The 14,048-nt window shown below is 67.1% G+C and carries 15 protein-coding genes; 10 read left to right on the forward strand and 5 right to left on the reverse strand.

All coding sequences use genetic code 11. The features are described 5' to 3' along the window. Window positions 1-64: 64 nt before the first annotated feature. The gene (locus G6N42_RS04400) at window positions 65-829 is read left to right on the forward strand and encodes a hypothetical protein (RefSeq protein WP_163726600.1); all 765 of its coding nucleotides are present in this window, start codon (window positions 65-67) and stop codon (window positions 827-829) included. Here G6N42_RS04400 and G6N42_RS04405 read toward each other — a convergent pair. Continuing rightward, window positions 826-2,202, reverse strand: a complete 1,377-nt coding sequence (locus tag G6N42_RS04405) for a DUF349 domain-containing protein (RefSeq protein ID WP_163726603.1) — start codon at window positions 2,200-2,202, stop codon at window positions 826-828. The two genes, G6N42_RS04400 and G6N42_RS04405, sit on opposite strands and share 4 nt — an antisense overlap. Window positions 2,203-2,369: 167 nt before the next feature. Between G6N42_RS04405 and G6N42_RS04410 the strand changes: the two genes are divergently transcribed. From G6N42_RS04410 to G6N42_RS04435, 6 genes are read left to right on the forward strand one after another with little or no spacing between them, the layout of a single operon-like run. Continuing rightward, window positions 2,370-3,245, forward strand: coding sequence for a DMT family transporter (locus G6N42_RS04410; RefSeq protein WP_163726607.1), 876 nt, complete (start codon window positions 2,370-2,372; stop codon window positions 3,243-3,245). 9 nt (window positions 3,246-3,254) lie between these two features. Continuing rightward, window positions 3,255-3,938 carry a class III extradiol ring-cleavage dioxygenase family protein gene (locus G6N42_RS04415; RefSeq protein ID WP_163726610.1) on the forward strand — a complete coding sequence of 228 codons (684 nt, stop codon included), beginning with the start codon at window positions 3,255-3,257 and terminating at the stop codon, window positions 3,936-3,938. Next, on the forward strand, window positions 3,935-4,843 hold the full coding sequence (gene miaA, locus G6N42_RS04420) for a tRNA (adenosine(37)-N6)-dimethylallyltransferase MiaA (RefSeq protein WP_163726613.1): 909 nt from the start codon (window positions 3,935-3,937) through the stop codon (window positions 4,841-4,843). The genes G6N42_RS04415 and miaA overlap by 4 nt, the downstream gene beginning before the upstream one ends. Before the next feature lie 4 nt (window positions 4,844-4,847). Continuing rightward, on the forward strand, window positions 4,848-5,717 hold the full coding sequence (dapF, locus tag G6N42_RS04425) for a diaminopimelate epimerase (protein WP_163726615.1): 870 nt from the start codon (window positions 4,848-4,850) through the stop codon (window positions 5,715-5,717). Between the two features lie 45 nt (window positions 5,718-5,762). Further along, window positions 5,763-7,178, forward strand: a complete 1,416-nt coding sequence (gene hflX, locus G6N42_RS04430) for a GTPase HflX (protein ID WP_163726618.1) — start codon at window positions 5,763-5,765, stop codon at window positions 7,176-7,178. Window positions 7,179-7,204: 26 nt separating this feature from the next. After that, on the forward strand, window positions 7,205-7,453 hold the full coding sequence (locus G6N42_RS04435; protein WP_163726621.1) for a hypothetical protein: 249 nt from the start codon (window positions 7,205-7,207) through the stop codon (window positions 7,451-7,453). Between the two features lie 145 nt (window positions 7,454-7,598). Here G6N42_RS04435 and mbp1 read toward each other — a convergent pair whose 3' ends face one another. After that, complete coding sequence (mbp1, locus tag G6N42_RS04440; protein ID WP_163726624.1) at window positions 7,599-7,838, reverse strand: microaggregate-binding protein 1; 240 nt, start codon at window positions 7,836-7,838, stop codon at window positions 7,599-7,601. 420 nt (window positions 7,839-8,258) lie between these two features. Between mbp1 and G6N42_RS04445 the strand changes: the two genes are divergently transcribed. Further along, entirely contained in the window at window positions 8,259-10,286 is a 2,028-nt protein-coding gene (locus G6N42_RS04445; protein WP_163726627.1) for an LGFP repeat-containing protein, read from the forward strand. Here the strand turns inward: G6N42_RS04445 and lexA are convergent. Further along, entirely contained in the window at window positions 10,283-10,984 is a 702-nt protein-coding gene (gene lexA / locus G6N42_RS04450) for a transcriptional repressor LexA (RefSeq protein ID WP_163726630.1), read from the reverse strand. The genes G6N42_RS04445 and lexA overlap by 4 nt on opposite strands. 208 nt (window positions 10,985-11,192) lie before the next feature. Between lexA and G6N42_RS04455 the strand changes: the two genes are divergently transcribed. After that, on the forward strand, window positions 11,193-11,642 hold the full coding sequence (locus G6N42_RS04455) for a LysM peptidoglycan-binding domain-containing protein (RefSeq protein ID WP_163726633.1): 450 nt from the start codon (window positions 11,193-11,195) through the stop codon (window positions 11,640-11,642). A 162-nt stretch (window positions 11,643-11,804) separates the two neighbouring features. Further along, window positions 11,805-12,275 carry a transcriptional regulator NrdR gene (nrdR, locus tag G6N42_RS04460; RefSeq protein WP_083123767.1) on the forward strand — a complete coding sequence of 157 codons (471 nt, stop codon included), beginning with the start codon at window positions 11,805-11,807 and terminating at the stop codon, window positions 12,273-12,275. Window positions 12,276-12,284: 9 nt separating this feature from the next. Here the strand turns inward: nrdR and G6N42_RS04465 are convergent, their stop codons facing one another. Further along, window positions 12,285-12,971 (reverse strand): PhzF family phenazine biosynthesis protein, encoded by a 687-nt coding sequence (locus tag G6N42_RS04465; RefSeq protein WP_163726637.1) that lies wholly within the window; start codon window positions 12,969-12,971, stop codon window positions 12,285-12,287. 31 nt (window positions 12,972-13,002) lie between these two features. Beyond that, the gene (locus tag G6N42_RS04470; RefSeq protein WP_163726640.1) at window positions 13,003-14,025 is read right to left on the reverse strand and encodes an alpha/beta fold hydrolase; all 1,023 of its coding nucleotides are present in this window, start codon (window positions 14,023-14,025) and stop codon (window positions 13,003-13,005) included. Window positions 14,026-14,048 lie beyond the last annotated feature (23 nt).

The following is a 14,048-nucleotide window of genomic DNA, read 5'->3' on the forward strand; positions in this document are numbered from 1 at the left end:
ATTATAGCCGCAGCCGATCTAATCTCAATTCATCACCGTTGAATACCTGATGAAGGGACTCGAAATGCCTGTTCGCTCGGAAACGATGCCGGCCCGGCTGGTGCCACCGACCGACCACGGATACCTGATGCTGGCGGCGACCGTGGACCGTCGGCTGCCGCTCTTGCCGAACAGCCGACGCAAGGCCGCGCTGTTGTCCGCGGTCTCCGAGGACATCGCCCAGCTCGAGCAGATACACGGCGTGACGCAGGCGCTCCTGTTCGACGCACGATTGGTCGCGCCCGGGATGGGCCATGACCTTCTTCGCGCACGTGCGATCACGCCTGCGCGATTCGACGTGGTGGTTCTCATAGAGACTCTCGACCCTGAAACCGCGGTGACACTAAAGGGCGGTGACTCTTACCGTCGGTTGAAGGATCGGCTCGATTCGGCGGCGGCCAGGACCTACGAGCTAGCCGCTCACAACGTCCGGCGAATCGCCGATGTCGACCACGACAAGTCGTCGGTGTTCCTGTTCAACTTCTTCTACGCGGACGATCCGCGCCGGCTCTTGCGCGTGTGGGAGGACACGGCGGGATGGTTCGTTGCCAAGACCGCGTTGCCCGACTCGACCGTTTTCGAGCCGCTACCCGGCGAATGCGACGACTACGGCATCATCAATCACGCGAGCTGGCCGAACTTCCGGACATTCCTGCCGCACCTGATCCTGCGGCCGTCGTTCCGACGGTTCGTACTGGCCACCTTCGAGTCGAACGGTGTTGCAGCACAACCAATTCTGTTCCGTCGGGTGATAACGCAACAGGCGGTGACGCGGGCTAGAGTGCCCTAGCGCTTGCCCAGGGCTTCGGCCGCGGCGTCGGCCCACTGCCGCCACTGCTCGGCGTTGGCCCGCGCCTCGGCGGCATCCTTCTCCCGCCCGGCAGCCGCAGCCTTCTCAGCCTGACGCTCGTATTGTTCTGCGCGAGCACGGAATTGATCGGCGCGCGCCTTCGCTTCGGGATCCACACCGCTGGTGGGAGCGTCGCGCACCTTCTTCTCGATCGCGCGCAGTCGGCGTTCCAGGTCCGCGCCCCGCTCGCGCGGCACCTTGCCGATCGCGTCCCACTTGTCGCCGATAACCCGCAGCGCAGCCCTGGCCGCGTCGAGGTCGCTGGTGTCGATCTTCTCGGCCTCGGCGAGCAGCTTTTCCTTCGCCTCGGCGTTGGCGCGGAACTCGGTGTCGCGCTCGGCGTTGGCGGCGTTGCGCGCCGAGAAGAAGGTGTCCTGGGCCGCTTTGAGCCGCTGCCACAACGCGTCGTCGACGTCCTTGGCCGCCCGCCCTGCGGCTTTCCACTCGGTCAGCAGGTCGCGGAACGCCGCAGCCGTCGGACCCCAGTCCGTGGAGTCGGCCAACGCCTCGGCGCGTTCGCAGAGCGCTTCCTTGGCCTGCCGGGCGCCGGCACGTTCGCGGTCGAGGTCGGCGAAATGCGAGCCCCGCCTGCGGTTGAACGCCTCACGGGCCGCTGAATAGCGCTTCCACAGCGCGTCGTCGGTTTTGCGGTCGAGACCGGTGATGGTGCGCCACTCGTCGAGAATCTCGCGCAAGCGGTCGCCGGCGACCTTCCATTGGGTGGAATTGGCCGCGAGCTCCTCGGCCTCCGCCGCCAACGCCTCCTTGCGTGCGATCTGGGCGGCACGATGCTCCTCGCGCTTGGCCTTGTCGGCCTGTGCGGTTTCGTCGGCATGTTCGACAATGGCGGCCAGCCTCGCTGCGACGGCGTCGACATCGCCCAGCACGTGGGCGTCGGCCAGCGTCTCGGCCAGCGCGGCGGCCGCCGCCTTGATCTTGCGGGCGTCGCCGGTACCGGACTCGAGCCGGCTCTCCATGAGAGCGACTTCGGTGTGCAGATCGTCGAAGCGCCTGCCGAAATGCGCGAATGCCGCTTCGGTGTCGCCCGCCTGCCACGAGCCGATGACGCGTTCACCCGAACCGGTGATCAGCCAAACCGTTCCGTCGGGGTCGACCCTGCCGAACCGGTGCGGGTCGCTGGAGGCGGGCACCGCGATCGTCGCTGCCGGCTTGCCGGGGCGAGGGGTCGGGCGCGGCGGTCCCGGCCTCGGGGCGGGTTTGGGCGGGAGAGCCCCGGGCGCGGGTTTGGGCGGGAGAGGCCCGGACGCGGATTCGGGGGAGGAGGCCTGGCCTCCTGGCTCGCTGATCGTCATGTTCGTTTCTCGTACCCTCCGCGCGGTGTTCCGCGCACCTGCCGCGCGACGCGGCGCCCAATAGCTGTCTCTTCCGCACGCTATTCAAACAGGTCGCCCCGCCGTGTGCGCACGGCTTTCACGATGCATCTGCCTACGCTCTGATCGACGACGACGGAAGGAGCCCGATGGTCAAGGCGGATTTCGCCGTCCTGCTCGCCCTCGGCGCTGCTCTGTTCATCGCGATCGGTGACGTCATGCACCAACGTCAGGCGCACGAGGTGACCGAGGAGCAGGTCAGTCACGCGGCACTGTTTCTGCAGTTGTTGCGCGATCGCCGGTGGTGGCTGGGCAGCCTGGTCGCGGCGGTCGGCTTCACGTTGCAGGCCGCGGCGCTGGGCCTCGGTTCCGTGCTGCTGGTGCAGGCACTGCTGGTGACCTCGCTGCTGTTCGCCCTGCCGATCAACGCGCGGCTGTCACACCGCCGGGTGACGAGGTGGGAGTGGACGTGGGCGGCGCTGCTGGCCGCCTCGGTCGCGGTCATCGTCACCGTCGGCAATCCGACCGCAGGCCATTCCCGCGCCTCGTTCGAAACCTGGGGAGCGGTGGTCGCGGTGCTCGGGCCGGTGCTGGTGGTGTGCGTGATCGCCGGCAGCATGCTCGAGGGGCCGATCAGTGCCGTGCTGTTGGCGGTGGTGTCGGGCGCGTTGTGGGGGGTGTTCGCGGTACTGACCAAGGGCGTGGTGGATCGGCTCGATGACGGGCTTCTCGCCCTGCTCAGCACACCGGAGCTTTATGCGTGGGCGATCGTCGCGGTTGCGGGCACCGCGTGGCAGCAGTTCTCTTTCCGGGCGGGCTCGCTGACCGCGTCGCTGCCGACCATGACCGTCACCGAGCCGGTGGTGGCGTCGGCCCTCGGAGTGGTGATCCTCGGCGAGTCGCTGCGCCCGGGAGATGCGGGCTGGTTCACCCTGATCGCCGCCTTTGCGGTGATGGTCTTCGCGACCGGTGCGCTCGCCCGCGGCGAAGCGGCCGACGCAGGGCAGCGCGCGACGCGGCATTAGCGTGGCAACGTGCTGAGCGCAATCGCGATCGTCCCGTCGGCGCCCGTCATGGTGCCCGAACTGGCCTCGGGCGGCGCTGCCGAGCTGGCCGAGCTTCGTGCGGCGCTGTTCACATCCGCGGCTGCACTGCCCGCACGGTGGATCGCCGTCGGAGTCGGACGCGCCGACGGCGTCGTGACACCCCCGCAGACGGGGACGTTCGCCGGGTACGGCGTCGACGTGCGGGTCGCGTTGTCGGCCGATGACTCCGGCGCGCCGACGGAACTGCCGCTGTGCGCGTTGGCGGCCGGCTGGCTGCGCGGGCAGGTCAACCCCGACGCGACCACCGAGGTGCGGATCTTCGCCGACGATCACGGCGTCGACGCGGCGCTGGATCTCGGTCGGCGGCTGCGCGCCGAGATCGACGAAGCCGCCGACCCCGCCGGGGTTCTCGTCGTCGCCGACGGCGCGAACACCCTGACCCAGCCCGCGCCCGGCGGTTACGACCCGGATTCGATCCCCGTACAGGCCGCCCTCGATGACGCGCTGGCCACGGGCGATGCGGCGGCGCTCACTCGGCTGCCGGCCACGATCGTCGGCCGGGTGGCCTATCAGGTGCTGGCCGGCCTCGAGCCGGAGCCGCGGTCGGTCAAGGAGCTGTACCGTGGCGCGCCCTATGGAGTCGGATACTTCGCCGGCGTCTGGCTTCCATGACGCGACCGATCGCGATCGTCGGCCCGACCGGCACCGGAAAATCCGAGCTTGCGCTGGCGGTGGCCGAACGCGTCGGGGGCGAGATCGTGAATGCCGACGCCATGCAGCTCTACCGCGGCATGGACATCGGGACCGCGAAACTGACGGTCGCCGAGCGGCGCGGCATCCCGCATCATCAGCTCGACGTCCTCGAGGTGACCGAAACCGCGAGTGTGGCGCGCTACCAGCAGGCCGCCGCCGCCGACATCGAGGCCATCGCCAACCGTGGCGCGGTGCCGGTCGTCGTCGGCGGGTCGATGATGTACGTCCAATCGCTGCTCGACGAATGGACCTTCCCCGCGACAGACCCGGCGGTGCGCGCCAAGTACGAGCAACGCCTCGCCGAGGTCGGTGTCAGCGCCCTGCACGCTGAGCTGGCCGCGGCGGACGCCGACGCCGCCGCGTCGATCCTGCCCACGGACGGACGCCGCATCGTGCGCGCGCTGGAGGTGGTCGAGTTGACGGGCCAGCCGTTCGCCGCATCCTTCCCGGCGATCGGTGCTCCTCGGTGGGACACCGCGATTGTCGGACTCGACTGGGAGACAACGGTTCTCGATGAACGTCTGATGCAGCGCACCGACAAGATGTTCCGCGATGGACTGGTGGAGGAGGTCCGCGCACTTCTGGACCGCGGCCTGCGCGACGGTGTGACAGCCGCGAGGGCACTCGGGTACGCCCAGGTGATCGCCGACCTCGATGACGGCGGCGACGGGACGGCGGCACGCGAACCGACGTTCTTCGGAACCCGCCGTTATGTGCGCAGGCAGCGGTCGTGGTTTCGTCGCGACCACCGCATCAGCTGGCTCGACGGTGCAGCGGGTGGCACCGTCGAGGAAACGCTGCGCATCTGGCGGGACGTATCCTGAGCAGGTGAAGTTCGCCAAAGGGCACGGCACCCAGAACGACTTTGTCGTGTTGCCCGACCCCGAGGGCGAATTGCGGCTGTCGCCGGCCGCGGTGGCCGCGCTGTGCGACCGCCGCCAGGGTCTCGGCGCCGATGGCGTCTTGCGGGTCACCAAGGCCGCGGCGCATTCAGCGGGCGTCTTCGACCGGATTCCCGAGGGTGTGGCCCCAGACGACTGGTACATGGACTACCGCAACGCCGACGGGTCGATCGCGCAGATGTGCGGCAACGGGGTCCGGGTGTTCGCGCACTACCTGCGCGCGTCTGGGTTGGAGAGCCGCGACGAGTTCGTCGTCGGATCCCTGGCGGGACCGCGGCCGGTCGTGCTGCACGACTGGGACGCCACGGCCGCGGACGTCACCGTCGAAATGGGCAAGACCAACCAACTGGGTGTCGGCGAGGCGATCGTGGGCGGCAGACCGTTCGCGGGCCTGGCCATCGATGTCGGCAATCCGCATCTGGCGTGCGTCGACCCCGTCATGACGTTCGGCGAACTGGCGGCGCTGGACGTCGCGGCGCCGGTGTCGTTCGACCGTGGGCAATTTCCCGAAGGAGTCAACATCGAGGTGCTGACGGCTCCGGTGGACGGGGCCGTGTCGATGCGGGTGCACGAACGTGGTGTCGGCGAGACGCGGTCCTGTGGCACTGGAACCGTCGCTGCTGCCGTCGCGGCGCTGGCATACGGAGGTGCGGGCACCGGCTCACTGCGGGTGCACATCCCCGGCGGCGCCGTCGCCGTCACGATCACCGATGCGTCCAGCTACCTCCGTGGCCCGTCCGTCCTGGTGGCCAACGGCGAACTATCCGAGGAATGGTGGCGTGGCGCCCAGCGTTAATTCATGTGCATCGGCACCTTTGGACGTGTCAGTCTGTAATCGCTTATGACGTATCCCAAATTCCCAGTCAACGAGACACCCAGCGCGGGTGAGCTCGCCCTCGAAGACCGCGCGGCGCTGCGCCGCGTGGCGGGTTTGTCGACCGAACTCTCCGACGTATCCGAGGTCGAGTATCGCCAGCTTCGGCTGGAACGCGTCGTGCTGGTCGGCGTGTGGACCGAGGGCAGTGCCGCGGACGTCGAAGCCAGCATGGCCGAACTGGCCGCGCTCGCCGAGACCGCCGGCTCGCAGGTGCTCGAAGGTCTCGTGCAGCGTCGCGACAAGCCGGACCCGTCGACGTACATCGGCTCGGGCAAGGCGGCAGAACTGCGTGACGTGGTGCTTGCGACCGGGGCCGACACGGTGATCTGCGACGGAGAGCTGAGCCCCGCTCAGCTCAACGCGCTGGAGAAGGCCGTCAAGGTCAAGGTGATCGACCGGACCGCGCTGATCCTCGACATCTTCGCCCAGCACGCCACGAGCCGCGAAGGCAAAGCGCAGGTGGCGTACGCGCAGATGGAGTACATGCTGCCCAGGCTGCGCGGCTGGGGTGAGTCGATGTCTCGGCAGGCCGGTGGCCGGGCCGGGGGCGCCGGTGGCGGTGTGGGTACCCGCGGACCCGGCGAGACGAAGATCGAGACGGACCGCAGGCGCATCCGTGAGCGAATGTCCAAGCTGCGCCGAGAAATCAAGGACATGAAGAAGATCCGCGACACCCAGCGCAGCCGCCGGTTGGCCAGCGACGTGGCGTCGATCGCGATCGTCGGCTACACCAACGCGGGCAAGTCGAGTCTTCTCAACGCACTGACCGGCGCCGGTGTCCTCGTGGAGAACGCGTTGTTCGCCACCCTCGAACCGACAACGCGCCGTGGGGAATTCGCCGACGGCAGGCCTTTCGTCATGACCGACACGGTGGGGTTCGTCCGGCACCTGCCGACCCAGTTGGTCGAGGCGTTTCGGTCCACTCTGGAGGAGGTCGTCGACGCCGACCTGCTCGTGCATGTCGTCGACGGTTCCGACGTCAACCCGCTGGCACAGATCAACGCGGTGCGCCAGGTGGTCAACGAGGTGATCGCCGACCATGACAGCAAACCGATACCAGAGTTGGTGGTGGTCAACAAGATCGACGCAGCCGACGACCTCGCGCTGGCGCAGCTTCGGCGGGCTCTCCCGGATGCGGTGTTCGTCTCCGCGCACACGGGTGACGGTTTGGGGCGACTTCAGCAGCGGATGGCCGAACTCATCGCTCCGACGGACGCCGTGGTGGATGTGACGATTCCCTATGACCGCGGCGATCTGGTCAACAAGGTGCATGCCGACGGCCGGGTCGATGCGACCGAGCACACCGCCGAGGGCACGAGGATCAAGGCGCGCGTGCCGGTTCCGTTGGCTGCCAGCTTGACCGAGTACTCAACGTTCTAGGCCGCGGCATCGCTACGCTTTCGCACATGGCGAAGCTTGATCCGTTTCGCAGCCAGCAGGCACGGGCGCAGCTGTTCGATGAGTACGACGCCGTCATGCGTAATTGGCCAGTCCCGGTCCGCGCATGGCGATGTCCATTGGATTTCGTGGCGCCGACCGCGCTGACCGATGACGAGTTGCGCGGAATCGGCGCACCGACGACCGTTCTACTCGGCGACCGGGAAGTCATCCACGCGACGGACCGCATGCCGCGCTCGCGCGTGCCGAGACGCTGATTCCGAATGCGTACGCGCTTCTTGTCCCCAGTGCCGGCCACATTTTGACGCTCGACGCGCCCGCGGTCGTTGTTGCCGAGATGATCGCGTGATAGCCGAAAGGGCCCCCGAACCAATGGGATTCGGGGACCCTTTCGATTGAGCGCTAGTTCTGCTCGGCTTCTTGCTTCTTCTCGGCGGTCTTGGCTGCCGCCCGTGCACTCTCGGCTTCGGCTTCCTTTTGTGCGGCGTTGCGCTGGGCCTCGGCCTTGTCCTGCTGAGCCTGGCCTTCGCGGTACAGGTCGTCACGTCCGGCGACCGCGCCTGCGACCTCCTTGACCTTGCCCTTCACGCCCTCGACGACGCCCTTGATGGCTTCTTCGGGTCCGCTGTTCTTGTCCGACATTCGTTGTCCTCCTTGCTGAGGGTCAGGTGGCCCATAAATTCCCCGGTTGGGCTATTCGCTAAACCCATTCCGCGCCACGGTGGCTGAGGTCACATTGCGTCTGACGTTGATTGATCGCGGTATAGCTGCCGCGGCAACAGAACTCACGAGCCGGGGAGTCAAGAGCAATGGCTGCGCATGGTGACCGTCGACGTCGGGTGTGCATAATCCCCGATTTCATTCCGATGTGAAGTTTCGTGTATCGGGTCGCCGGGCAATTCGATTCGGCGCTTCGCTGCGCAAGATCCGAGGATTTTGCACATCGCCGGGGTATTTTCTCTTTCAGAGTTTGCGTGTGTTCCTTGGTTATTAACGTCTTCTGACGGACAGTTGACGGGCGCGATACGTTTCATGGAATTTGCGCCGACTGTGGGAGGGTCAATGAGCGGGCAGAAGAGTCGGCGCCGCATGGTGCGCACTCGGCTCGCGTCGATGGCTGTCTTGTTGGCACCGATCACGGCGGCGCAACCGGACGCCGACGCGAACGCAGCGATCACTGCGGCGTGGGAGGCCAGCGGCGGTGACGGGGGCACGCTGGGACCCAGAAACGGCGACGTCTACCCGGCCGGCCCCGGTTTCGGTCAAAACTTCGCTGGCGGCAAGATGTTCTTCACGCCTGCGACCGGCGCACACTTCGTCCAGGGTGCCATCCTGGAGAAGTACGAGTCGCTCGGCGGGCCAGCTGACAGCGATCTCGGTTTCCCCACCATCGATGAGGGGCCCGGACGGGCGCCGGACAGCCGAAACGTCACGTTCAGCGCGACGGACAAGCCGGTCATCTTCTTCACACCTGCAACCGGGGCACGCGTGGTCCGTGGGCCGCTCAACAGCGCGTGGGACAAGCTCGGGGGTTCGTCGGGCACACTCGGCGTACCAGCGGAGGACGAGGTCTACAGGGGTGCCGTCGTCTCGCAGAAGTTCACCGGTGGCGAGTTGTCGTATGACGTTCGCAAGAAGACCTTCACCACCGTGCCGCCGGAACTTGCCGCTCAGTTGGGCGATCTGCAGTTTCCCGAGGATCCGACTGCGGCAATCAATGCTGCCCGGCGCGCCGCCGGAGGACCGCTCGGGCCGCTGGGCGCCGCCGACGGAGCGCCCTTCCCGGTCGGCAAGGACGGACTGAGGCAGAACTTCGCCGGTGGCGCGATCTTCTACACACCTGCCACCGGTGCGAATGTCGTGACCGGACAGGTGCTGGCCAAGTACGAGAGCGTCGGCGGGCCCGAAGGCGATCTCGGGTTCCCGCTCACCAGCGAGGTCGACGGCGGCCTGCCCACTGCCAGCCGCATGTCCAGCTTCGCGGCCGAGGACAAGCCGGTCATCTTCTGGACGCCTGATCACGGTGCGGTGATCGTGCGGGGTGCGATGGCGGCAGCCTGGGACCGGCTCGGCGGGGCCAAGGGCGAGCTGGGTGCGCCGATGGCCGACCAGACGGAGGCCGGCGACGTCGTCACGCAGCGCTTCACCGGTGGCGTCATCTCGTGGGACCGAGCGAAAAACACCTTCAGCACCGAACCGGCCAATCTGGCCGCCGAATTGGCCGGCCTCGAGGTGCCGGGCCAGCAGCCGGCGGCCGAGGCGCCGGGCAGCCCCCAGGCGTCAGATTCCAACGACACCAACAAGTGGTTGAAACCGAACGTGTGGTGGCTGCTGGCGCTCGTACCGTTGGTGGCAGTGATCGGAGCCGTCGTGCTCGCGATCGCGCTGCGACGCCGCAACAAGGCCGATCCCTTTGCGTCCGACGAATCTCTTGCGATGCAAGACGTCCGATTCAGCGGCGACGCCGATGCCGCGTACAGCACCGCGGCCGCTTCGGATCGGGTGACTACCGACGACGAGTACGCCGCGGCGATGTTCGGCGATCGCTACGCAGGCGGGGGATTGGGCACACTGCCGCGCCGGGGCGAGGACATGCCACCGGAGGTCGTGCACGAGGAGGAAGACCTTTGGGGTGCGCCCTCGTCGGCATCGAGCGTTGAGGAGACCTCGCACGACGTCGCGGACGCCAACGACAACGACGAGCCGCCGGCCCGCGATGACGAGCCCGACGATGACGACGACGACCCGGACACCGTCGATACGGCACCGACTCGTATTCAGACCGCCGAAGCGGCGCTTGCCGCCGCGGCGGCGGCCGCCGCGGTCAAGCGCGACCCCCTCATCGATACCGGACGCCATGCTCGCATCGATGTCGACGACGAGCCGCCAACGCAGCGCGTCGCCTTCCTGGTGCCACTCGACGACCCGAACGAGGCGCCGGAGGGCTACCCCGTCAAGGCGAATACCAAGACTGGTGTGTATTGGGCGCCCGGCAGTCCTGCGTACGACGATGCCAGTGCCGAAATCTGGTTTGCCAGTGAGGAACTCGCGCGCGTGAACGGCTTCGTCACCGACGGCGAGGCCCGCTAGATCTTGCGGATCACCGTCACGACCTTGCCCAGCACGACGGCGTCGTTGCCGGGAATCGGATCGAACGCCGGGTTGTGCGGCATCAGCCACACCTGACCGCGCGTGCGCTTGAACGTCTTCACCGTCGCCTCACCGTCGATCATCGCGGCGACGATATCGCCGTTGTCCGCAACGTTCTGTTGACGCACGACCACCCAGTCGCCGTCACAGATCGCCGCGTCGACCATGGAGTCGCCGACCACCTTCAGCAGGAACAGCGAGCCCTCGCCGACCAATTCCTTCGGAAGCGGGAAGACATCCTCGACGGCCTCTTCGGCCAGGATCGGGCCGCCTGCGGCGATGCGGCCCAGCACCGGTACGAAGGTCGGTTCCGGCAGGGCGTCGGAGCCCGCGACGTCCGTGGCGACGACCGGTGGCGCATTGTCGGCGCCTCGGACGTCCACGGCGCGCGGACGGTTGGGGTCGCGGCGTAGATAGCCCTTGCGCTCCAACGTGCGGAGTTGATGCGCCACCGACGACGTCGACGTCAGTCCGACCGCGTCGCCGATCTCCCTGATGCTCGGGGGATAGCCGCGACTGGTCACCGAGGCGCGGATCACGTCGAGAATGGTGCGTTGACGCTCGGTCAGACCCGTGTCGAGCCCACCTCGCCCGCCGGTGCCGTCTGTGCCACCCGGGGTATCGCTGCTGGAGTCCATGGCGCGAATGTAGCCCGTGACAGCCGATTAATCAAACATGTGTTCGAGGCGTGTCGGATGGCTGCGAGTGCCAGATCCGGCCGGCCGAACGTGTCAGTGGGCGCCGCTATCGTTTGGCAACAGTTCGATCACATGTTCTATTAATCGAACACCTGAGCGAGTATGTTCGAACACAAGAGCGAACGACCTTGGACCGGAAGGCAGGAAGATGACGATTCTCGAGACGCGGGAAATCCAGGCAACACCTGTGGTCAGGCCGGGTATCCGGCCCGCGGGTGCACGGCGGCGGCCACCGTCACGGCGGCCCGGCGGCGCCCCGATGCGATACCGCAGCTCCGGTGTCCTCGTATCGCGCGCTCCGCGCCGGCGCCGGCCCATCACCCCGGTCACGACGGTCCTGTTGGCGATGGTCGCCGCAGGCATCACGGTGTGGCTCGGGCTGGTGGCACAGTTCGGCGGTGTCGTCGGCGAATCGGCCCCGGTGCCCGACCGGCTCGCGGTGGTTCAGGTGCAGACGGGCGAAACGCTGCAGCAGGTGGCGGGCCGAGTGGCGCCCGACGCGCCGGTGGGAAGCGTTGTCGACCGGATCCGCGAACTCAACCATCTCGACACTGTGGCGATTCATGCCGGCCAGACTCTGATCGCACCGATCAGCTGACGGTGTGCCATGGGCGGTGAAAACATCAGCCGCACAACGGCATTCGGTAGCACCACGACGGGATATGTTCCAATCAACACGAACCTGAGCTCGCGAACTCCCGCGCAGGTACGCTCAGAGGAGTTCGAGTTGGTCGTTTGGTGGTGTAGCGAAGGAGCGGTGATGCACTGTCCGTTCTGTCGCCATCCCGACTCCAGAGTGGTCGATTCCCGGGAAACCGACGAAGGCCAGGCCATTCGCCGCCGCAGATCATGCCCGGAATGCGGTCGTCGCTTCACGACTGTCGAGACGGCGGTGCTCGCCGTGGTCAAGCGCAGCGGTGTCACCGAGCCGTTCAGCCGGGAGAAGGTCGTCAAGGGCGTGCGCCGCGCCTGTCAGGGCCGGGCGGTAGACGACGACGCGCTGAACCTGCTTGCTCAGCAGGTCGAGGACGCGGTGCGCGCCACCGGCTCGGCCGAGGTCCCCAGCAATGAGGTGGGCCTGGCCATCCTCGGTCCGCTCCGTGACCTCGACGAGGTCGCCTACCTACGATTCGCCTCGGTTTACCGCGGATTCACGTCGGCGGAGGACTTCGAGCGCGAGATCAAGGAGCTGCGTGAGCATCGCGAGTCTCCGCAGCCGGCCCAGAGCTGACCTGGCGCCTCAGTCGATCTGTTTCGTGCCGTCGTTGACGACGCGTCCCGCGACCCGCACCCAGCCCTCGGGGCTCCACTCGGTGGAGATTCTCGACCCCTTGCCCTGCACGATCTCCAGGTCCTGGCTGAGGTAGTCGGTGATACGGACCGCGGCGGCGCCGGTGGCCTCGTCCTCCGGGACGCCGAGATCGGCCGCGAACATCCGGGACCGGATCATTCCGGCGGATTTGTCGAGCCAGGTCCACAGATAGTGCTCGGCCGCATCGGTGTAGTCGGACGGATCCGCCGCCATCAGTTCGTCGACGGACGCCAGGTCATAGATCGCGAAGTCCGGAGCCCACTCCGCACGCGCACTCACGGCCGTGAGATCGCCGTCGTAGCTGACCTGCACGATGCCCGCGGGCACCTGCAACGTCTTGATCGCGAAACCCTGATCGCGCAGCCACCACGAGGCACCCACGGTCGGGTGACCCGCGAAGGGCAATTCGACGGCAGGGGTGAAGATCCGCGCGTGCGCCGTACTGGAGCCGCCTTGCGGTAGATCGATGAAAATGGTTTCGCTGTAACCCAATTGGGTGGCGATCCGTTGACGGTCGGTGGGCTCGACGGTGCTGTTGTCGACAACGCCCAGCGGATTTCCGAAATTGCCGTCGGGGTCGGTGAAGACCCGCAGCACCGTTACGTCGATGGCCATGGACCGATGCTACCGAGGTGGCGTCGAGGCTTCAGGTGGCGCTGCGCTCGTCGTGGTCCATTGCGTCGAGCACGGCGACCCGGGTGTCGACCGAGCCGGAGATCGCACCCTCTTCGATGCCGGTGCGCAGCAATCCGCGCAGATAATCCTGGTCGTAGACCGCGGGTTCGGTGGAAAGAATGAACTGCTCGAGAACCTCGACGAACCGGTCGGGATCGTCGTGGAACGGGAAGTGCCCGGAACCGTCGAATATCTCCAGCCGTGAGCCGGGCATCGCCGCATGTGCCAGACGGGCATGGCTGACCGGTATCACCGAGTCGGCACTTCCCCAAATCAATTGCACCGGAACGGATTTAGTCAAGTAACATCGGTCGAGCATGGTGACCACTTGGCCGCGCCAGTCCACAACTGCGCGCAGCGTGCGCGCGAAGGCCGACGAGGCCGTCGGCTCCGGCAGATCTGCGAGGATCCGAAGCACGTCGGGAATGTCACGGCCGAGCCCGGTCGATCCGAACATCGCTCCGGCCACGCGCCCGACGACGTGCACCGCCGGCAACACCAGCGGTAGACGCAGAAACGCCAACGCCTCGCTGCCCATGGGCAGTGAGGCGACCCGCAGCGCGATATTGACGTCCTTGGTCACGCCGCCGGCTCCCACGAGGATCAGCCGCTCGACGAGCTGGGGGAACTGGTAGGCGAACTGCATCGCCACACCGCCACCCAGGGAGTGACCGACGACGGTGACCCGATCGATGTCCAGCACGCTCAGCAGGTCCCGCATCCCGTTGGCGTACGCGGCCACCGAGTAGTCGGCGCGGGGCTTATCGGACTTGCCGTGGCCCAGCAGATCTGGCGCGATCACGGTGAATCGCTGGGCCAACTTCGACTGCACCGTGCTCCAGGTGGTGGAGTTGTCGCCGATGCCGTGAATCAGCAGGATCGCTGGTCCGGAGCCCGCCACTCGATACGCGCGCCGGTACCCGTGGATGGTGCGGAACTCCAACTCGGGTGTGAGTTCCCGAACCGGGCGCAGGTTGGTCGGTCGCGCGGCCATTTCGACAACTTAGCTGCCCTTCC

The sequence above is a fragment of the Mycobacterium gallinarum genome (genome assembly GCF_010726765.1).
In the GTDB taxonomy this organism is placed as follows: Bacteria; Actinomycetota; Actinomycetes; order Mycobacteriales; family Mycobacteriaceae; genus Mycobacterium; species Mycobacterium gallinarum.